20 protein-coding genes, 1 tRNA gene and 1 other RNA gene are annotated in these 20073 nt (G+C 63.1%); 13 read left to right on the top strand and 9 right to left on the bottom strand.

What is annotated here, in order from left to right:
• Window positions 1-51 precede the first annotated feature (51 nt).
• On the bottom strand, window positions 52-708 hold the full coding sequence (crp, locus tag LT988_RS14190; RefSeq protein ID WP_007192305.1) for a cAMP-activated global transcriptional regulator CRP: 657 nt from the start codon (window positions 706-708) through the stop codon (window positions 52-54).
• Window positions 709-870: 162 nt separating this feature from the next.
• On the opposite strand from crp, the gene LT988_RS14185 reads away from it, so the two are divergent.
• A complete protein-coding gene (locus tag LT988_RS14185) occupies window positions 871-1320 on the top strand; it encodes an OsmC family protein (protein WP_232406214.1) in 450 nt (149 codons plus the stop codon).
• Window positions 1321-1356: 36 nt separating this feature from the next.
• A complete protein-coding gene (gene speD / locus LT988_RS14180) occupies window positions 1357-2178 on the top strand; it encodes an adenosylmethionine decarboxylase (protein ID WP_232406213.1) in 822 nt (273 codons plus the stop codon).
• 208 nt (window positions 2179-2386) lie between these two features.
• On the opposite strand, the gene coq7 is transcribed toward speD, so the two are convergent.
• Both coq7 and LT988_RS14170 read right to left on the bottom strand, forming a co-directional pair.
• Entirely contained in the window at window positions 2387-3031 is a 645-nt protein-coding gene (gene coq7 / locus LT988_RS14175) for a 2-polyprenyl-3-methyl-6-methoxy-1,4-benzoquinone monooxygenase (RefSeq protein WP_232406212.1), read from the bottom strand.
• Between the two features lie 193 nt (window positions 3032-3224).
• Complete coding sequence (locus LT988_RS14170) at window positions 3225-4472, bottom strand: (Fe-S)-binding protein (protein ID WP_232406211.1); 1248 nt, start codon at window positions 4470-4472, stop codon at window positions 3225-3227.
• 150 nt (window positions 4473-4622) lie between these two features.
• On the opposite strand from LT988_RS14170, the gene LT988_RS14165 reads away from it, so the two are divergent.
• The 5 genes from LT988_RS14165 to LT988_RS14145 all read left to right on the top strand — a co-directional run bounded on the left by LT988_RS14165 (window position 4623) and on the right by LT988_RS14145 (window position 8146).
• Window positions 4623-4934 (top strand): (2Fe-2S) ferredoxin domain-containing protein, encoded by a 312-nt coding sequence (locus LT988_RS14165; RefSeq protein ID WP_232406210.1) that lies wholly within the window; start codon window positions 4623-4625, stop codon window positions 4932-4934.
• 388 nt (window positions 4935-5322) lie between these two features.
• The gene (rplM, locus tag LT988_RS14160) at window positions 5323-5760 is read left to right on the top strand and encodes a 50S ribosomal protein L13 (protein ID WP_232406209.1); all 438 of its coding nucleotides are present in this window, start codon (window positions 5323-5325) and stop codon (window positions 5758-5760) included.
• Between the two features lie 11 nt (window positions 5761-5771).
• Window positions 5772-6161 carry a 30S ribosomal protein S9 gene (gene rpsI, locus LT988_RS14155; RefSeq protein ID WP_120796307.1) on the top strand — a complete coding sequence of 130 codons (390 nt, stop codon included), beginning with the start codon at window positions 5772-5774 and terminating at the stop codon, window positions 6159-6161.
• 135 nt (window positions 6162-6296) lie between these two features.
• A tRNA-Gln gene (locus tag LT988_RS14150) sits at window positions 6297-6370 on the top strand.
• A gap of 489 nt (window positions 6371-6859) precedes the next feature.
• A complete protein-coding gene (locus tag LT988_RS14145; RefSeq protein ID WP_232406208.1) occupies window positions 6860-8146 on the top strand; it encodes a porin in 1287 nt (428 codons plus the stop codon).
• Between the two features lie 209 nt (window positions 8147-8355).
• Here the strand turns inward: LT988_RS14145 and LT988_RS14140 are convergent, their stop codons facing one another.
• The gene (locus tag LT988_RS14140) at window positions 8356-8823 is read right to left on the bottom strand and encodes a DUF29 domain-containing protein (RefSeq protein WP_232406207.1); all 468 of its coding nucleotides are present in this window, start codon (window positions 8821-8823) and stop codon (window positions 8356-8358) included.
• A gap of 139 nt (window positions 8824-8962) precedes the next feature.
• On the bottom strand, window positions 8963-9622 hold the full coding sequence (gene rpiA, locus LT988_RS14135) for a ribose-5-phosphate isomerase RpiA (protein WP_232406206.1): 660 nt from the start codon (window positions 9620-9622) through the stop codon (window positions 8963-8965).
• Window positions 9623-10167: 545 nt separating this feature from the next.
• Between rpiA and ilvA the strand changes: the two genes are divergently transcribed.
• Window positions 10168-11700 carry a threonine ammonia-lyase, biosynthetic gene (gene ilvA, locus LT988_RS14130; RefSeq protein ID WP_232406205.1) on the top strand — a complete coding sequence of 511 codons (1533 nt, stop codon included), beginning with the start codon at window positions 10168-10170 and terminating at the stop codon, window positions 11698-11700.
• A gap of 275 nt (window positions 11701-11975) precedes the next feature.
• On the opposite strand, the gene LT988_RS14125 is transcribed toward ilvA, so the two are convergent.
• The 4 genes from LT988_RS14125 to LT988_RS14110 all read right to left on the bottom strand — a co-directional run bounded on the left by LT988_RS14125 (window position 11976) and on the right by LT988_RS14110 (window position 13388).
• Complete coding sequence (locus LT988_RS14125) at window positions 11976-12584, bottom strand: 5-formyltetrahydrofolate cyclo-ligase (RefSeq protein WP_232406204.1); 609 nt, start codon at window positions 12582-12584, stop codon at window positions 11976-11978.
• Between the two features lie 67 nt (window positions 12585-12651).
• Window positions 12652-12838, bottom strand: a non-coding RNA gene (gene ssrS / locus LT988_RS14120) — 6S RNA.
• Window positions 12839-12852: 14 nt separating this feature from the next.
• The gene (locus tag LT988_RS14115) at window positions 12853-13182 is read right to left on the bottom strand and encodes a cell division protein ZapA (RefSeq protein WP_232406203.1); all 330 of its coding nucleotides are present in this window, start codon (window positions 13180-13182) and stop codon (window positions 12853-12855) included.
• Window positions 13179-13388, bottom strand: a complete 210-nt coding sequence (locus LT988_RS14110) for a TIGR02449 family protein (protein ID WP_232406202.1) — start codon at window positions 13386-13388, stop codon at window positions 13179-13181. The genes LT988_RS14115 and LT988_RS14110 overlap by 4 nt, the downstream gene beginning before the upstream one ends.
• Window positions 13389-13472: 84 nt before the next feature.
• Between LT988_RS14110 and LT988_RS14105 the strand changes: the two genes are divergently transcribed.
• The 5 genes from LT988_RS14105 to LT988_RS14085 all read left to right on the top strand — a co-directional run bounded on the left by LT988_RS14105 (window position 13473) and on the right by LT988_RS14085 (window position 19858).
• On the top strand, window positions 13473-14093 hold the full coding sequence (locus tag LT988_RS14105) for a UPF0149 family protein (RefSeq protein ID WP_232406201.1): 621 nt from the start codon (window positions 13473-13475) through the stop codon (window positions 14091-14093).
• A complete protein-coding gene (gene pepP / locus LT988_RS14100; protein WP_232406200.1) occupies window positions 14090-15397 on the top strand; it encodes a Xaa-Pro aminopeptidase in 1308 nt (435 codons plus the stop codon). Before LT988_RS14105 ends, pepP begins: the two co-directional genes overlap by 4 nt.
• A 206-nt stretch (window positions 15398-15603) precedes the next feature.
• A complete protein-coding gene (gene ubiH / locus LT988_RS14095) occupies window positions 15604-16842 on the top strand; it encodes a 2-octaprenyl-6-methoxyphenyl hydroxylase (protein WP_232406199.1) in 1239 nt (412 codons plus the stop codon).
• Window positions 16829-18091, top strand: a complete 1263-nt coding sequence (locus LT988_RS14090; RefSeq protein WP_232406198.1) for a UbiH/UbiF/VisC/COQ6 family ubiquinone biosynthesis hydroxylase — start codon at window positions 16829-16831, stop codon at window positions 18089-18091. Before ubiH ends, LT988_RS14090 begins: the two co-directional genes overlap by 14 nt.
• A gap of 513 nt (window positions 18092-18604) precedes the next feature.
• Window positions 18605-19858, top strand: coding sequence for a 6-phosphofructokinase (locus LT988_RS14085; RefSeq protein ID WP_232406197.1), 1254 nt, complete (start codon window positions 18605-18607; stop codon window positions 19856-19858).
• Window positions 19859-20073: the final 215 nt, after the last annotated feature.

Genomic DNA, 20073 nt, shown 5'->3' with positions numbered 1-20073 from the left:
CGGCGCAGGTTGCACACGCTTCGCTTTGCCCAACACAAGGCTAGCGAGCCCCTACCGCGTCCCGAACACCACGATCGTCTTTCCCTTGACGCTGACCAGTCCCTGCTCCTCCAGGCTTTTGAGCACCCGCCCGGCCATCTCGCGCGAGCAGCCGACGTTGCGGGAGAGCTCCTGTCGGGTGACACGGATCTGCATCCCGTCGGGATGGGTCATGGCATCGGGTTGTTTGCAGAGGTCCAGCAGGGTGCCGGCGATCCGCCCCGTGACGTCCAAGAACGCCAGGTGACCGACCTTGCGACTGGTCTGGCGCAGGCGCTGGGAAAGCTGGAGTCCGACGCTGTAAAGAAAATCCTTCGCGTACTCTTTGAGCTCGACGTCGAGCAGGCGATCGAGCCGTTGGTAGCTGATCTCCGCTACCTTGCACTTGGTCCGGGTGCGGATGATCACGCTACGTGTCTTTTGAGGGACGAAAAGCCCCATCTCGCCGATGAACTCGCCCTTGTTGATGTAGGCGAGCAGCAGCTCGCGACGCTCCTCGGGGTCGTCGATCATCGCGGCAACCGAACCTTCGATGAGATAATACAAAGTATCGGCCGCCTCGCCTTGACGGATGAAGTCCACGTTCTTGTCGTAGCTCTTGGCATGACAGTAACGCAGCAAGGGCTCCAACCAACGGGGATCTTGTTTGGGCGGCGTCAGAATGGTCATGGATCGCTGTGCCTGTCTGTCGCGGACATGGCCTGGATTCTAGGCGTGCGTTTGCCCCTTGTCGAACACCGAGGGGTCGAACCCCGAGCGCAAGCGCTTTGCAGGTTGCAGGTTGCGTGTCGGACCTTTCTTTTTTTGTATGAACGACGGCGGAGACTCGACATGAAGGCGCGTGTGAAATGGATCGAAGGGGCCGCGATGCTCGGAGAGGCCGGCTCGGGTCATGCGATCGTCATGGACGGTCCACCCGATCTTGGGGGTCGGAACATGGGTGTGCGCCCGATGGAGATGCTGCTGATCGGCTTGGGCGGTTGCACCCAGTTCGACGTGCTGCTCATCCTGCGCAAGGCGCGGCAGGCGGTGACGGACTGCGTGGTCGAGTTGACGGCGGAGCGCGCGGAGACCGACCCCAAGGTCTTTACCGACATCCATGTCCATTTCATCGTGACCGGACGCGGGCTCGACCCGCAACGGGTCGAGCGAGCGATCAAGCTCAGTGCCGAAAAATACTGCTCGGCGTCCATCATGCTCGGCGCGACCGCAACCGTCACGCACGACTTCGAGATCCGCGACCTCGATGCCGCCCTTGCATCCGTGGAACCGGAACGGTAGCGTGCGCGCTCTCGTTGTCCAGGAGGTCTCACGCCGATGCCCATGACTCTGAAAAAGCTGCGTCTGGAGGGGTTCAACAACCTCACCAAGACGCTCAGCTTCAACATCTACGATGTCTGTTATGCGGACTCGGACGAGCAGCGCGAGGCCTACATCCAGTATATCGACGAGGCCTACAACGCGGAACGGCTCACTGCGATTCTGACGGATGTTGCGGAGATCATCGGCGCGACCATTCTCAACGTGGCACACCAGGACTACGACCCCCAGGGTGCGTCGGTCACGATGCTGATCTCCGAGGAGCCGATCGCGGCCGGACAGATCTCCAACACCGCCTCGCCCGGCCCCTTGCCCGATGCCGTCGTCGCCCATCTGGACAAGAGCCACATCACGGTCCACACCTACCCGGAAAGCAATCCTCAAACCGGGATCAGCACCTTTCGCGCGGATATCGATGTGTCGACCTGCGGGCGGATCTCGCCGCTGCGGGCCTTGAACTATTTGATCCACGCGCTGGAGTCCGACGTGGTCATCATGGACTACCGGGTGCGCGGCTTCACGCGCGATGTCGGCGGTCGCAAGCACTTCATCGACCACAACATCAGCTCGATCCAAAACTATCTGTCGCGCGACACCAAGAACCGCTATCAGATGGTCGACGTGAACGTCTACCAAGAGAACCTCTTCCACACCAAGATGGTCATCAAGCACTTCCGGCTCGACGACTATCTCTTCTGCGTCGAGGCCAAGGATCTGTCGGAGCGTGAGCACCAACGGATCCAGAAGCTGCTGCGCCGCGAGCTCACCGAGATCTTTTACGGACGTAACCTGGGGCGCAACCTCGAGTTCACAGGCTGAATTCCGCTAGTGCGGAATTCAGGATGATTTTGGGATCGGGTGCGGTCGTGCAGATCCAGGGCGCTCGCACGGTTCGTGATGTGCTCGCTCATCCCGGTCGCTGGACGCCCCGAAAAATCCAAATTTCCTGAACCGCGCCGCGCCGACGGTGATTGGCGGCCCCGAGACTCGAGATCGTTCGGAAAGCTCATGCACCTGAGAGCGCGGTTCAGACCCAGTAGACCGTCCCCGTCATCACCTTCGACGTCAGACGCATCGTCGACCGAATCGGTGCCGGCAGCTCGGCACCCCCTGCGGCATGGGCAATCTGCGCATGGTGGACCTCGTCGGCCTTCATCTGCTCAAGAATCGTGCGTGTCTTCTCGTCGTCGATCGGGATCTGTTCCAGATGCTCGTCGAGGTGGTCTTCGACCTGGCGTTCGGTCTCGACGACGAATCCGAGGCTCCATTTGTCGCCGGCCAGCCCGGCCGCCGCGCCCATCGCGAAGGAGCCCGCGTACCAAAGCGGGTTCAAGAGGCTCTTGCGGTCTCCAAGGTCTTCCAGGCGCGCGGCACACCAGGCGAGGTGATCGTTCTCTTCCTTGGCGGAGCGCTCCAGGCGTTTGCGCGTATCCGGCAGCTTGGCGGTCAGCGCCTGGCCCTGATAAAGGGCTTGGGCACACACCTCGCCGGTGTGGTTGATCCGCATCAGGCGGGCGACATGCCGACGCTGCTCGTCGGTGAGATCCGCCTCCGGGATGTCCTCTGCCGGGTTAGGTCGTTCGGTGGTCTGAGGGCGCCCGAACAGGGTTCGCAAGGCATGATCGGCGTTGATGAGGACCTGGTCGATGGGCGTCAAACGGCGTGTCGTCATTCGGTTGCTCCGGTCGAAGGGTGTTGCGTTGCGGTCAGTATCGGGGATTCCCCGCCGTGTGACGAGTATGCGGTCAGCTGGGCCCGGTTCCATCGCGCTTCTCGACTCTGACGTCACGAGCCGGAAATTAGAGGAGCACCGAATCCAGTCGTTGTTGTTGTCGATGACGACAACAGGCGCCATCAGAGGGCCTCTAAGGCGCGGGGTCGAGTGCAGCGGCGATCAACTCGACGGGATGCAGGACCGCGATCTCCAACCCGGCCTCGCGAACCCCTGCGGCCAGATGCAGGGCGCACCCCGGATTGGTGGTGACGATCACGTCCGGGGGATCGAGGCGCACCGGTGCCAGCAGGTCGGCAAGCAGGGCCTCGGCCATGACCGGGTGCTGGAATAGATAGGTCCCGGCGGCACCGCAGCATCCCTGACCCGGCGGCATCGGCGTGACCGCGAGACCGGGGATCCGCCCGAGCAGACGATAAACGGCTGCATTTCCGCCGAGCTGATTGCGATGCGAGCAGGGCTCGTGGACCAGGACGCGACGCCGATCGGGTCGGATCCGCAAGGACCCGGGCCACGCGACCCCATCCAGGAAGGCGCACAGCTCCCGAGTGTCGCCCAACGCCGGATCGCCTCGAAGCTCGGCCACACAGGCGCTCGCCAATCCGACAAGCGGGCGGTCGCCATGGATGCGTACGCAAGCCTCGCGCTGTGCGTCGGCCTGCGCGGGCAATCCGTTGTGTCTGAGCATGGCCCCGCAGCAGGTGTCGGGCGAAACGATGCGAAGGCGCAGATTCAGTCGAGCCGCGACCTTCAAGGTCGCCTCGACGGCACGCCCCTCCGCGGCGGAGCCCATGCAGCCGAGGAAGAGATCGCAGTCCGCGCCCTCGGGCCCCTCGAGATTCAGCGGGGCGATCGGTCGCGCGACGGCCCCCATCGCAGTCGCCATGCGATGATACGGCCGCAGTGCGGGGAGCCGGTCGAACCGCATCAGCTCCACCGCTCGGGCCAGACCGAAACAACGGTACAGACGAGGAAGCACGGCAAATCGGCCCATCAACCGGGCGCTGGACAAGACGCCGAGCGCGAGCCGCTTGAGGTTCCGCCATGGTGCCGGTGAAGCGGCAGTGCGCAGTGCATTCGCCTGGTCGAGGATACGCCCGTAGGCGACCTCCGAGGGGCAGACGCGCTGGCAGTTCAGGCAGCCCAGGCAGCCGTCGAGATGCCCGGCGAGGGTCGCGGTCATCGCCAGATCCCCGCCTGCCCATCCCTGGATCAAGGCGATCCGCCCACGCGGCGAATCCGCCTCTTGGCGTGCCTGCTGAAACGTCGGGCAGTGGGGCAGGCACAGCCCGCATTTGACGCACTGATCGGCAAGCTGCAGCAGCTCATGGATTGCGCCGGTCTGCGAAAGGCTGCGCGGGTCTCCAGTCGAGGTCTTCAATCGCGGGGTGTCGTCCACTGGCTCGGTCGGTTCGTTCGGGGTGCGTCCATGCCGGCGAACCTATTGCCTCGGACGTGGCGCTCGGTCGCTGCGGACCTTGATTATGTTACCCTTCCTCGGTCGCCTTGCGTTCAATTCAGGTCATTTAAGATGTCGTACTATCGCTACCATGTCTTCTTCTGCACCAACCAGCGCGAGGACGGCAGCCAATGCTGCAACCAGTGCGGGGCGACGGCGATGCGGGATTTCCTAAAGCGCCGCACCAAGGAGCTGGGGCTGACGGGACGTGGCGGGGTGCGCATCAATACCGCCGGCTGTCTCGACCGTTGCGCCGAAGGACCCGTGATCGTGGTCTATCCAGAGGACACCTGGTACACCTACGTCGACAGCGAGGACCTGGAGGAGATCCTCCAAGAGCACCTCATCGGCGGACGGGTCGTAAATCGACTGCGGCTGCCCTGAACCGCGTTCATAGCGAGATGCTGAATTTTCGAGTGAGCTCGACGTCCGGTGCATCCAGAGTCTCTGGCGGGGACGGAGTTTTAACATACTATGTTTTTAATGCCTTAAACCGCGCTGGTTCGAACGCTCGTCAAATCTGCCGGGGCCGATCCCATCCAGAAACGTCGCATACCGCGCCGGGCGCGGTTTAAGGTTACCGGCCTGAATCGCGGCTTAAATTTCGGGTTGCGTGCGACGATTTCGTCACGTAGACTTCGCGGTCTTTCTCGACACAGAAAATGAAATCGACGGCCCGCGCGCGCCTCGGCACTCGAATCGCACCGGCACAATGCCGTGCAGATTGGTCGATGTCGAGACAACGCGAGCACGGCATCCCGGAGCGAAGGACATGACGACGACTGTGAGTGCAAAACCGGCGGAAGTCCGCCGAGCCTGGTATCTGGTCGATGCCGACGGCAAGACCCTCGGGCGGCTCGCGAGCGAGTTGGCCCTTCGCCTGCGTGGCAAGCACAAGCCGCAGTACACCCCTCACGTCGACACCGGCGACTATATGGTTGTCGTCAATGCCGAGAAGGTCCGGGTCACCGGAAACAAGCGCGAAGACAAGATGTATTACCGCCACACCGGCTACGTCGGCAATCTCAAGTCGACGAATCTCGCCAAGCTGCTCGAGTCCAAACCCGAGCGCGCCATCGAGATCGCCGTGAAGGGGATGCTGCCGCGCGGACCGCTCGGGCGGGCCATGTTCAAGAAGCTGCGTGTCTACGCCGGGCCGGAACACGGTCATCAGGCGCAACAGCCGCAAGTCCTTGAGCTCAACGTTTAGGAATCAGACGCATGTCCGAGAGACAACACGCCATCGGTCGACGCAAGACGTCCGCCGCCCGGATCTTCCTGACCCTCGGGTCGGGAAACATCACGGTCAACGATCGCCCACTTGATCAGTTCTTCGGCCGCGAGACGGCTCGAATGGTCGTGCGCCAGCCGCTCGAGACCGCCGGATTGCTCGATCGCGTGGACATCAAGGCCACCGTCGTCGGCGGTGGAAATACGGGACAAGCCGGCGCAATTCGACACGGCATCGCCCGTGCGCTCGTGCTTTTCGACGAGAACCTACGCTCGCCGATGCGGCGCGCCGGGTTTCTGACCCGCGACGCCCGCGAGGTCGAGCGCAAAAAGGTCGGTCTCCACAAGGCCCGTAAACGTCCTCAGTTCTCGAAGCGTTAAGAACTCGGTCGCGCCCGGCTGCGGACTCGGCACACCCGAGCCACCTTCCTCAGGTTCCGCAGCGAACACACGCTCACGCCGCGACCGGTTCGCCGAGCATCATTCGTCACCGATGCCGGCGGCACGATCCGATTTTGGGGGATCGTCTAGTGGTAGGACAGCGGACTCTGACTCCGTCAACCTAGGTTCGAATCCTAGTCCCCCAGCCACACCCCGCACGTCACCACCCCCTCCACGCCAGCCCCGGCTTGTCGATTACCCGAAACCGACCCCCGCTGTACACCCGGCGCGACGTCCAATCATTGTCGCATCGACATCATCGACGCCAATCCAGCACCCGGCGTGCCTCGGTTTCCGGAAGGATCCGGTGTGGCGAATCATCTGTGCCGTTTCGGTCGCCGGATCAAGAACGCTTCGGCGCGACACTCAAGCAAGGCGGTCGCCGATCATCGAGGATTTACGTGACGTTCGTTGTGGAAAAACGGCAACTTTGCCGAACGGCTGGACCTGCACACAGGCCACAAGCGACCTGAACCGAACCCCTTTCGATGCTAAAAAGCAACACTTTAAACATGTGTGTCTTTTTTTGCCCCACTCTGTTGCAAAACACTCCGCCTTACACTATAGTTCAGTGCGCAAAGCATGATTGCGTCGGTTTCTGCAGTCTACCTGACAAATTCACAACAGCGGAGAAGAGTATGAACAAGAAGATCCTTAGCCTCGCGGTCGCTGCCGCGCTGGTCGCCCCGGGCGCCGCAATGGCCGAAGCTATCCTGTACGGCAAGCTGAACATGTCCATCGACTGGGCCGACGTGACCAACGTCATCTCCCAGGGCTCCGTGTTCCCCGGCACCATTGACCCCGAAACCGGTTTCCAGACCCGCCCCCCGATCCCTGATCGCGATCAAAACTTCCAGGGCTGGGGCTTGAACGGCGGCGGTTACATCCCCGGCGAAGGTCGCGCCAACCGCATCGGTATCAAGGGCTCCGAGGATCTCGGCAACGGCCTGAAGGCGATCTACCAAGTCGAGTTCGGCATCCAGATGACCGAAGAGACGCGTCAACTGGCCGCCACCGGCGCCAACAACTCGCCGACCATGCGTAACAGCTTCCTGGGTCTGGCCGGCGACTGGGGTACCTTCCTGGTCGGCCGTCACGATACCCCGCTGAAGATCTCCACCGCCAAGCTGGACCTCTTCTCCGACACCATGGCCGACTACAACGGCACTGTCGGCTTCCAGGATCTGCGTGTGGATAACGCGATTGCCTATATCAGCCCGAGCCTCGCAGGCTTCCAGCTGATGGGTGCGGTGCATGCGGGCGGCGGCTCGACCGTCATCTCGTCGAACGGAAATATCTTCGCCGACAGCATCGCTGAAGGCTACTCGATTGCCGGTATCTACAGCAACGGCCCGTTCTATCTCTCGGCCGCTTACGAGGCGTTGGGCAACGACCTCTATATGGACTCCACCACGGTCCTGCTCGGCGACCCGATCGCCATCGATCCGGTCACGGGTGACCCGATCGCCAACCCGAACTTCGTCGGCGACGATTTCAGCAAGTGGCGTATCGGTCTGGGCTTGCTCGACTGGAACGGCTTCACGTTGACCGCCATCTACGAGAATCAGGACAACCTCCCGGCCGGCCAATTGTGGGCTCAGAATGGCGGCGTCGGTTTTCCTGTTCCGGAGCAGAAGGAGCTGTGGCAGGTCCAAGCCGGCTACGCCTTCGGCAACAACATGGTCAAGGCCATGTACGGCAGCGGCAACAACGACAACGACTTCGAAGCGAGCTTCGACAACGTCGATACCTTCAAGAATTCGCTTGAAGGCGATTATTACACCTGGGCGATCGGCTTCGATCACAACTTCAGCAAGCGGACCAAGGCCTACGTGCTGTACACGCAGGTCGACAGCGACGACGCGGACGTGATCAACGGCGCGCAGTGGGACGGCTTCTCGCTGGGTATGATGCACAGCTTCTAAGCCGATATCGGCTTGGCATGGAACGCACGACGGGGCCTTCGGGCCCCGTTTTTTTGTGGCTTGAACCGCGCCAGCTCCGACGACCGTCGGAGCTGGCGCGGTTCAAGCTATTAAAAAATATCAAATTCTAAACCGCGTCTCACCGAGAGCGAGGACATCTCCGAAGCCAAACGCACACTAAAAACGACGCATGTCGCTCTGGACGCGGTTTAGGGCCAGAAGGCCGAGCTCAGAAGCTCATCCTGTCGAAAGAGGCATCGAGGCGGAAAGCTGCTCGAAGGCAAGCCGGTCTCGTCGATCGCCGATTCCAACGCCTTGGGGTACGCCTGCTCGATCATCTCGGGGATTCGCTGCGCAAGACTCGGGCTCTCCGCGAGGATGTCTTCGATCTCTTGACGGGCGTTCCGGATCGAGCGCCGCCATGAAGGGCCGCGTCTGGCCGGTTGCTCTTGCCATGTCAGGAGGTGCAGGAGCAAGACGCGCAGATGGCTCGCAAGTGCACGTTTTTCACTCCTTCCCATATCCTCCAGCTCCTCGGCGATGTTCTCCACGTCCAGGCTGTCGAAACGTCTTTCCCTCAACAAGCGCGCATTCGCGAACGCCCAAGCGACGAGGTCCTCCCCGTATACGGGCGCTTCGGGTTCATGAGCCGACTTCAGATTTCGTTGGCGCGCCATCGCGGTCGCCTCTCCTCTTGTTGACTCCGAGATAAAGTTCTCTTTCAGAATCCTAAACCGCGTCAGCTCGGAGTTTCCAGGTTCCGACCGAGGCAGCTCCAATCCAAGAACGACTCACGCCGCTCCGGACGCGGTTTAGTTAGGCCCGCAGCGTCTTGGGCCCGCCCGGGGTTCCCAAAATCAACACATCGGCCGGACGCAGGGCAAAGATCCCGACGGTGACCACGCCCGCGATATTGTTGATGGTTTGTTCCAGTTTGGCGGGCTCCATGATCTCCAGATGCTGCACGTCCAGGATCAGGTTGCCGTTGTCGGTCACGAAACCGTCGCGCCAGACCGGGGTACCGCCCAGTTGGACCAGCTCACGCGCAACATAGCTGCGCGCCATCGGAATCACCTCGACAGGCAGCGGGAAGGCACCCAGGACTCTGACCAGCTTGCTCTCGTCGGCAATACAGACGAACTGCCGGCTCGCCGCAGCGACGATCTTTTCGCGGGTGAGCGCACCGCCGCCGCCCTTGATCAACTGGAGCTGCGCGTTGGACTCGTCCGCCCCGTCGACATAGAGCGAGAGCTCGCCGACGGCGTTGAGGTCGTAGACCGGGATCCCGTGCCCCTTGAGTCGTTCGGTCGAGGCGACCGAGCTGGACACAGCACCCTCGATGCGCCCCTTGATGCCGGCGAGCGCATCGATGAAGTGATTCACGGTCGAGCCCGTACCGACCCCGATAATGCCGTCCTCGACATAGGCAAGTGCAGCCTCGGCGGCCTGTTTTTTCATGGCGTCTTGTGTGTTCATGTGTACTCCGGTGTGTTGGTCTAGTGTGAGGCGTTAAACCGCGCTCGGAGCGGCGTGCGATGTATTTGGATGGGATCGGTCCCGGCAGGCTTGACGGCCGCCGGAGTCGGCGCGGTTTAAGAGATTAAAAAATTTACTATTTCAAACCGCGTCCCCGTTAAGGGCCGTAGATGCAGCGATCGTCGAACACGCTCGCAAACGAGCATCTCGCGCTGGACGCGGTTTAGCTTCCAGCCGCCGTCGGCTCAGCGCCGACCGTTGGTTGTGCCTTGCGCGGATCGGTAAAACCTGCCCTTTTGCCGCTCCGGCAGTATCATACCAGAGCCCAGAAACCCCACAGATCCGTCCGGCGTGACACCGCGCTGAGAGTGAGATGCTTCGTTTCGAGTGCGTCCAATGCCGAGTGTCCCTCCGGCCCTCGGTGGAGATACGGTATAAAGGTTCGTATTCTTGAAGTTCTAAACCGCGTCGGCTCCGACGCTCCTGTATTCACTCAACACGACTCCAATCCAAGAACAATGCATATCACTCCGGACGCGGTTTAGATGCCCGACGCCTATATCGAACGGATCCTGCGTGCTCGCGTCTACGATGTCGCGCACGAGACACCCCTCACTCACGCGCCGCAGCTCTCCGCGCGGCTCGACAACGCGGTCTTTCTCAAGCGCGAGGACTTGCAGCCCGTGTTCTCGTTCAAGCTGCGCGGGGCGTACAACAAGCTGATCCATCTGGATCCGGAGGTGCGCGCGCGCGGCGTAATCGCGGCCAGTGCAGGCAATCACGCACAAGGGGTTGCGCTCGGTGCAGCCAAGCTGGGGGTGCCGGCCACCATCGTCATGCCGCGGACAACGCCGGCCATCAAGGTACGCGCGGTGCGTCGTCTCGGCGGCAAGGCCGTTCTGCATGGAGACTCCTACGACGAGGCCTTTGCCCATGCGATGACCTTGGTCGAGGAGAAAGGACTGACCTTCCTGCACCCCTTCGATGACCCCGACGTCATTGCCGGTCAGGGGACGATCGGGATGGAGATCCTGCGCCAGCATCCGGTCCCGCCCTACGCGATCTTCGTCCCGGTGGGCGGCGGCGGACTGATCGCGGGCGTGGCGGCCTACGTCAAATGGCTGATGCCGGAGGTGCGCATCATCGGCGTGGAGCCGCAGGATGCGCCCACGCTGCACGCGGCGCTCGCCGCGGGGCGGCGCGTGGAGCTTGCCCAGGTCGGACTGTTCGCCGACGGCGTGGCCGTGAAGCTCATCGGCGAGGAGACCTTTCGCGTCGCCCGAGAGCGTGTCGACGAGGTGGTTCTCGTAAGCACCGACGAGATCTGCGCCGCGGTCAAAGACATCTTCGACGACACCCGCGGGATCGCCGAGCCGGCCGGTGCGCTTGCGGTTGCCGGCATGAAGCGGTATGTCGAGACACACAAGATCAAGGGCGAGCATCTGATTGCGATCGAGAGCGGCGCCAACGTCAACTTCGATCGACTGCGTCATATCGCCGAGCGGGCCGAGCTCGGCGAGCGGCGTGAAGCCCTGCTTGCCGTCGAGATCCCCGAGCGTCCCGGCAGCTTTCTGGCCTTCTGCCGCGTGATCGGGCGGCGCCAGATCACCGAGTTCAACTATCGCTATTCGGATGCGGTACGGGCGCAGGTCTTCGTCGGTGTCGAGCTAGCGCGCGCCGACGAGGAACGCGCCGAGCTGATCGGCCGCCTCGTGGAGAAAGGCTTCGGCGTGCTCGACATGACCGAGAACGAGACGGCGAAGCTGCACATCCGATACATGGTGGGCGGGCACGCCGAAGGGATCGAGAGCGAAACGCTGGTGCGGTTCGAGTTTCCGGAGCGCCCGGGCGCGCTGCTGGATTTTCTCTCGGCCCTCGGGAAGCGTTGGAACATCACCCTGTTTCACTACCGCAACCACGGCGCTGCCTACGGACGGGTCCTGATGGGCGCGCAGATTCCGCCGCACGAAACGGATGCCTTCCGCGAGGCGCTCGATACCCTGGGTTATCAGTACTGGGAAGAGACCGAGAATCCGGCCTATCGGCTGTTTGCCGGATCTAAACCGCGCTCGGAGTGATGTGCGAGGTTACGGCATGAGCACTGCATCTTCGCGAACAACGGACTCGGCGGGGCGCGGTTTAGATGATGAAAAGGCCATCTAAACCGCGCCAGCTCCGACGGTGGTCGGAGCTGGCGCGGCCAATTCACTCCAACTCATTACGCACACTGCACCGGGCGCGGTTTAAGGGGTTACCCGGAAATGGCGATACCCGTCGGTTGGGCAAAGCGCAGCGTGCCCAACCTCCTGCTTCCTGAACTCACTTTAAATCGCGCCGCGCAAAGGGGGCAGGCTCAAGAAGAAACCGAGCGGATCTCCACACCCGATTTATCGCTCGGGTCGCGATTTAAACGCGATTTAAAATAGATTCGCCGTTCGGTCACGACGGCGTCGAGCGGGACATCCCAGGGGTGAGGCTCGATCCTCTCGATGCGCTGGCACTCATGGGCCAAACCGATCAGTCGGGGCCGTCGCCAGGATCGCGGGGGCTTCAGATAGGCCAGGGTGCGGTCGTAGTAGCCGCCGCCCATGCCGATACGATTGCAGGCGCTGTCGAATCCCACCAGCGGAACCAGGATCAGGTCGAGATGGCGAGCCGGGCGGATGTGGCGGCCGCGCCGCGTCGGTTCGGGGATGCCGAAACGATTCGAGCGCATCGTCTCGCCGATGATCCAACGCACAAAGCGAAGTTTGATGCTGGATCGGTGCCCGATGCTTCCGCTCAAGACCGGAAGATAGACCGCTTTTCCGCCCTCGCGTGCGTCGTTCAGCAAGGGGCCTGGGTCGAGCTCGCCGTCGGCCGGCCAATAAGCCGCGATTCGGCGGGCGCGTCGGTAGCGATGTTCGCGACGAAGCAGTCGAGCAACGAGATGCGCATGCTCACGCTGGGTCTGGCGGCACAATGCTCGCCGACTCGCGCGCAAGTCTTGGCGAAGATGTTTCGGGTGGGTCATGGCGGGAATGGAAGGGACACCCCCCGCCTGTGCCGTTGCAGGCCTTTTGTTCTTGAACCAAGAGGTTCAAGTGGGAACACTCGGCTCGGCTTCAGGCTACCCGCTCGAAGACGGACATGCACAACGGCCTCGCTTCTATGTCCCCAGGGCAGCGATTAGGCTCAAGAAAATACCCAGGCCACGATCGGACACTGCAGGGGATGTCTGAGACAGAAGGCTATACCCTTTCGCCTGACGCGTCCAGCGCCTGTTCGCCTGCCAGCGCTTGCGCGACTCGCTCCTGCAGGAGCGCGAGCCGCGGGTCAAGCTCGCCGCTATCGACACCGCGGGCTTTCTGAAGCTGAAACAGATCGTGGGCGATATTCAGGGCCGCCATCACGGCGATGCGATCGGTACCGATGACGCGACCGGTTTTGCGGATTTCGCGCATCTTGCCGTCGAGCATCCGTGCCGATTCGCGCAGCCCGTCTTCTTCGTGCGGCGCGCAAGCGATGCGGTAGTCCTTGTCGAGGATCCTGATGTTGACCTGAATCGGCTCGTCGCTCACAGACTCTCCTCCATCGCGCGCAACCGCGACAACATGGCCTCGACTCGGCTGCGTGCTTGCTCGGTCTTTTCGATCAGCTCGCCGCGCTCCGCAACCAGGCTCTCTTGGCGAGAACGCAGGGATTTGTTTTCATCGCGCAGGCGCTGGTTGAGGCGGATCAACGCCTCCACCTGTTGCTCCAATTGGTCGAGGTCGAAATGTGCCAAAGTCCACGACTCCGTTGAATTTCGTCGCACTATAGAAGGCGTGCGGAGGGCGGTCAATCGCAAGGGACCGCATGTTATTATCGAATGCCGTTCGGGCGCTCGCTCTCCCGGCTCTCGTCCCCGTTCACCGCCCTGTTTTCTCAAGAGGAGGTCGCCACGAATATCGACGACGATCGGCTTGCCCGTTATTTGGCGGCGGGTGCACTCTGCGCAACGCCCAGCGAGGCACATGGCATCCTCTGTGGCCTGATGTGCGGCGGCGATGCCGACCCCGAGTCTACTTGGTTGCAGCAGCTCTCGCTCGCCCCCGAGGCGGACGACCTGCAGATCGACGGGGGGCGCGAGGCCCTATCGGAGCTGGCAAGACTGACACGCGAGGAGCTCGAGGCGTCCGAATTCGGCCTCACGCTGTTCTTGCCCGACGACAGTCGACCCCTTGCAGAACGGGCGACGGCCCTCTATGACTGGGTTCGCGGGTTTCTGTACGCCTGGGGCACGCTCGACCCTGCCGCAGCGCAGCCCTCTGCCGAGACGAACGAGATTCTGCGTGATTTTACGGACGTGACCCGAATGGATCTCGACCGACTCGACGACGACGAGCAAAACGAAGAGGCATTGACCGAAGTGAGTGAATTCATCCGGGTTGCGGCGATGACGATCTATCTGGAGCGCGTCCTCGCGCGCGCTCGTCAGCCCGAATCATGACGGCGGCCGAGTACAAACGACGCCGCCGCGCCCTGGCTAAAGCGATCGGCCCGAACGGCATCGCAATCGTTCCGGCCGCGCGCGAGGTCGTGCGCAACCGCGATGTGCATTACCCCTTTCGCCAGAATAGCGACTTCGTCTACCTGACCGGCTTTGCCGAACCCGAGGCCTTTGCCGTGATTGCGCCGAAACGCAAAGACGGCGAGTACGTGTTGTTTTGTCGACCTCGCGATCCGGAGCGCGAGCAGTGGGATGGCCGGCGCGCCGGTGTCGAGGGTGCGACGGCGGATTTCGGGGCCGATCAGGCGTATCCGCTGGGCGAGATCGATACGGTCATGCCGACCCTGATCGACGGTCGCGAGCGGCTGTATTTTTCGATCGGCAGCGATGCGGCGCTCGACGCTCGGGTCATGGGCTGGATCAACCGGGTTCGCGCGAACATCCGCGCCGGTGCCTCCGCGCCCGAGACCTTCGTGACCATCGAGTCGGTCCTGCACGAGATGCGGCTGCGCAAGAGCACGTCCGAGATCAAACAGATGCGCCGAGCCGCGGAGATCTCGGCCGCGGCCCACCGGCGGCTGATGCAGATCTGCGAGCCCGGCATGAACGAGTCGCGGCTCGAGACCGAGTTCCACCACGTCTGCGCCGCTTCGGGTGCGCGCGACCAGGCCTACTCGCCCATCGTCGGCGGCGGAGCCAATGCCTGCACCCTGCATTATGTCGAGAACCGAGCGCCTCTGCGCGACGGGGATCTCGTCCTGATCGATGCCGGATGCGAGCTCGAGGGGTATGCCTCCGACATCACCCGCACCTTTCCCGTGAACGGGCGCTTCAGTGCGCCCCAGCGCGAGCTCTACGAGCTGGTGCTCGAGGCTCAGACGGCGGCGATCGCCAAGGCCAGGCCCGGCAATCTCTGGAACGAGCCGCACGACGAAGCGGTCAAGGTCTTGACCAAGGGCCTGATCCATCTCGGCGTGCTCAAGGGCAAGCTCGCCAAGCTACTCAAGGACGAAGCGCACAAGCCCTACTACATGCACCGCACCGGACATTGGCTGGGGATGGATGTCCACGACGTCGGAAGCTATAAACAAGGAGGTGGGTGGCGGCCCTTCGAACCCGGAATGGTGTTGACGGTGGAACCGGGACTCTATCTGGCCGATTCGGATGCGATCCCCGAACCCTTCCGACAGATCGGGATCCGCATCGAGGACGATGTGCTGATCACGGAGTCGGGCAACGAGATCCTCTCTGCTGCGGCACCAAAGGAACCCGATGCAATCGAATCCCTCATGGCGGACAACTAAACCGCGTCCGGAGCGACATGCGTCATATTCATTTTGCGTTTGGCTTTGGAGATGTCCACGATCTCGGTGAGACGCGGTTTAGAATTTAATATTTTATAGTACTTTAAACTGCGCCGGCTCCGACAATCGTCGGAGCTGCTGCGGCCAAACCACTCAAACACATCACGCATACCGCATACCGCACCGGGCGCGGTTTAAAGGCAAGCATGCACGAATACGATCTGGTCATTATCGGCGGAGGCTTGGTGGGCGGGAGTCTGGCGTGTGCCCTCTCCGGCTGCGGTTTGCGGATCGCGGTCGTGGAGGCGGTTCCTGCCTCCGCCGAGCACCAGCCGAGCTACGACGAGCGCGTCATTGCCTTGTCCTGGGGCAGTCGACGCATCCTCGAAGCGATCGGCGTCTGGCCGGACATCTCCCCGGAGGCAGAGCCGATTCGCCAAGTCCATGTCTCCGATCGCGGGCATTGCGGGTTCACGCGGCTCGGTCCGGGCGATGCCGGTGTGGAAGCCCTCGGCTATGTCGCTCCGGCGCGCGTGATGGGGGCGGCCATTCGCTCCGCGCTCGCGCTGTCTCCCGATGTGGAGCTGCTCTGTCCTGCGCGGCTCTCGGAGTATCGCGTCGCGGCCGACCGGGTCGATATCGAGGTGCAGCACGGCGACGAGCACCTGCGTCTGACCACCCCCCTACTGGTCGCGGCCGACGGCGGCGACTCGGCGGTGCGCCAACGACTCGACCTCGAGACCCGCGACGAGCGCTACGCGCAAGACGCCATCATCACGACGGTTTCGCCCGATCGCCCCCGCACCGGCGTCGCCTTCGAGCGCTTCACCGACACGGGGCCGCTCGCCCTTCTGCCGATGACGGGCGGCCGCTACTCGGTGGTCTGGACCTGTCGCGGCGAGGAGACGAGCGCACTGCTCGCGCTTTCGGACGACGCCTTTCTCGAGCGCCTGCAGGCCCGATTCGGCTACCGACTCGGGCGTTTTCAGCAGGTGAGTCCACGTCGCGCCTACCCCCTGAAGCTGGTGCTCACGCGCAACCCGGTGCAACCGCGTGTCGTGCTCATCGGCAATGCGGCACATACCCTCCATCCCGTCGCGGGCCAAGGCTTCAATCTGGGTCTGCGCGATGTCGCTGCGCTTGCCGAGGTCATCGCCCAGAGCGCTCGCGCCGGCGCCGACCTCGGCGGTCCGGCCGCCCTCTCGGACTATCGCAACTGGCGTGGATCGGATCAGCCGAGCACCGCACGACTGACCGATCTGCTCGCCCGCGTCTTCGTCAACCCGTGGACGCCGCTGCGGCTCGCCCGCAACGCGGCCATGTTGGGTCTGGATCTCATCCCCCCGGCGCGCCACCGCGTAGCGCAGCGCTTCATGGGCGTGGGCGGGCGCCTGCCTCGCCTCGCCTGCGGGGTTCCTTTGGAGAAGGCCGATGCCCGAAGCTGATTTACTGTCGCCGATCGAGCCGGAAGCGACTGCGTCCGAGGGGTCTGCGTTCGATCTCGTCGTGGTCGGTGGCGGAATGGTGGGGGCCGCGCTCGCCCGCGCCTGTTCCGGCAAAGGCCTGCAGATCGCGGTCATCGAGACCCGCGAACCGCGGCGCGATTGGCCCGCGGGCGAGATCGACTTGCGTGTCTCGGCCTTGAGTCGGGCCAGTCAGCGGATCCTCGCGCGCCTCGGCGCGTGGGAGCGCATCGCGGCCCTCGGCGCCAACCCCTATCGCAAGATGTGTGTCTGGGATGCACTCGGCGGCGGGAGCATCCATTTCGATGCCCAATCGCTCGGCGAACCCGATCTCGGACACATCGTCGAGAACCGCGTCATCCAGCTCGCGCTGTGGGAGACGCTCGAGTCCTCACCCGACATCCGGCTCGTCTGCCCCGCATCCATCGTCGAGATCGAACGCACGGAGACCGAGTCGCGGGTGGTGCTCGGTGACGGGCAGGTCATTGCGGGTCGCCTGCTGGTCGCCGCGGACGGGCGTGATTCCCTGGTGCGCGAGCTCTCGGGCATCGAGACCGAAGGCCGGGACTACGACCAGCGGGCGATCGTAGCCAACGTCCGACCGCAGGAATGGCACCAAGAGACCGCTTGGCAGCGCTTCCTGCCGACCGGACCGCTGGCATTGCTGCCGCTGGCGGACGGGCGCTGCTCGATCGTGTGGTCCGCCACCGAAGAGCGTGCCGCCGAGTTGCTGGCGATGGGCGATGCCGCCTTCTCGGCCGCCCTGACGGATGCCTCCGAGGCGCGGCTCGGTGCGCTCGTCGTCGAGGGCCCGCGCGCAGCCTTTCCGCTGCGGCTCCAGCATGCCAAGCAGTACGTCCTGCCCGGGTTGGCCCTGGTCGGCGATGCCGCCCATGCGGTCCATCCGCTCGCCGGACAGGGCGTGAACCTGGGGTTCCTCGACGCCGCCGAGCTGGCCGCGGCGATCGATCTCGCGCTGGAACGGGGACGCGACATCGCCGGTCTGTGGGCGCTGCGCCATTACGAGCGGGCGCGTCGCGGCGACAACACCGCCATGCTCGCCGCCATGGACCTGATCAAGCGCACCTTCAGCAACGACGTCCCGCCTTTGGCTGCGGCACGCAGCCTGGGATTGACCTTGACCGACCGAATCGGCCCCATCAAGGCGCTCTTCATGGAGCGTGCGCTCGGTCTAGGGAGCGACCTGCCGCCGCTGGCGCGTCCGATTTAAACCGCGCCCAGCGCGGTATGCGATGCTTTTGGATGGGATTGGCCCTGGCAAACTTGACGGCCGCTGGAGTCCGCGCGGTTTAATGTATTGAGAAATAAAAAGCTTAATCCGTATCGCGCAAAGGGACATGGGGGCATCAAACGTCGAGTTCACTCGAAATTCAGCATCTCGCTCTGGACGCGGTTTAGACCAGGTTCGAACGACAGGCATTTAGCCATCCAGTCTCTCGGATTCGCAACACTCGGAAGCGGTTCGAATGACTTGACTTCAGTTATCGGTGTTATTCTTAATTCGAAGCCGCGCCGGGCACGATCTCCACGATCGCACGGCGCTGCGCAACCAACAAGGCCCGCGTGTTGCCGGTGACACGGCTTAGCCCGAGTGTGCCGTCGCGGGGCAGCGCGGGGACCTACCTGGCCGCAAGCACTGAGCACAAAGCGGACACCCACTGACCGCATCGTCGCACAAGCGCCGGCACCTAACGACAAGCATCCTAAAAACAAGGGGACAGACATGACAGCCAAGAACGCGTTTTACGCACAATCCGGCGGCGTGACCGCCGTCATCAACGCCTCGGCTTGCGGCGTGATCGAGACCGCGCGTCTTCACTCGGTGCGGATCGGCAAGGTCTACGCCGGACGCAACGGCATCATCGGGGCCCTGACCGAAGATCTGATTGACACCAGCCGCGAGTCCGACGAGGCGATCGCCGCGCTGCGCTACACGCCCTCGGGCGCATTCGGCTCCTGCCGCTACAAGCTCAAGAGCCTGGAGGCCAATAAGCGCGAGTACGAACGTCTGATCGAGGTCTTCAAGGCCCACGACATCGGCTATTTCTTCTACAACGGCGGCGGCGACTCCGCCGACACCTGCTACAAGATCTCCCAGCTCTCCGAAACCATGGGTTACCCGGTGCAGGCCGTCCATGTCCCCAAAACGGTCGACAACGATCTGCCGATCACCGACAACTGCCCGGGCTTCGGATCGGTCGCCAAATACATCGCCACCTCGACCCTGGAGGCCTCGTTCGACGTGCGCTCGATGGCGAAGACCTCGACCAAGATCTTCGTGCTCGAGGTCATGGGTCGGCATGCGGGCTGGATCGCCGCAGCAGGTGGATTGGTCGAAGACCACGACATCCCTGTGATCATCCTCTTTCCGGAGATCGAGTTCGACCAGGAGCGCTTCCTCGCTGCGGTCAAGCAGAAGGTCGAGCAGCACGGCTATTGCACGATCGTCGTCTCCGAGGGCGCGAAGTATCCCGACGGACGTTTTCTCGCCGAGCAGGGCACGCGCGATGCCTTCGGCCATGCGCAGCTGGGCGGAGCGGCGCCGGTCGTGGCCAATATGATCAAGGATGCCACCGGCTATAAATTCCATTGGGCGGTGGCCGATTATCTCCAGCGCGCGGCCCGTCATCTGGCCTCCAAGACCGACGTCGAGCAGGCCTACGCGATGGGACGGGCCGCCGTTCAGTTCGCCCTCGAGGGGCACAACGCCATCATGCCGACCATCAAGCGGGTCAGCCAGGATCCCTACCGCTGGGAGGTCGGTGAGGCGCCCCTGTCCGAGGTCGCCAACGTCGAGAAGTTCATGCCCCGCGAATTCATCTCGGAAGACGGTTTCGGGATCACGCCGGTCTGCAAGGAGTACCTGATCCCGCTGATCCAAGGCGAGGACTATCCGCCATTCGAGAAGGGGCTGCCCAAGTACGTCACGCTCAAGAACGTCGCGGTCGAGAAGCGGTTGCCGGCATTCGAGATCTGAGAAGGCCCGGGGGCGAATCAGCCCCCGGCTTCCTGCCGCGACGATCTCGGGCGCGGCGCCGGCCGCGGTTCAGTCCGCGCGCGATCATTGGGATTTCCCGGTACCGGATGGGCTACAATCGGGCGTATTCGACCTGATCCCGCCAACGCGACTCGCCGTGCATCGGCGATTCGGTCGCGTCTCGGCAATTCCATCCGAACCACAGAGGCTGACCC

Origin of the sequence: Thiocapsa bogorovii (genome assembly GCF_021228795.1) — a bacterium.
Classification (GTDB): Bacteria; Pseudomonadota; Gammaproteobacteria; order Chromatiales; family Chromatiaceae; genus Thiocapsa; species Thiocapsa bogorovii.
This window is presented reverse-complemented; position numbering and strand designations above follow the sequence as displayed.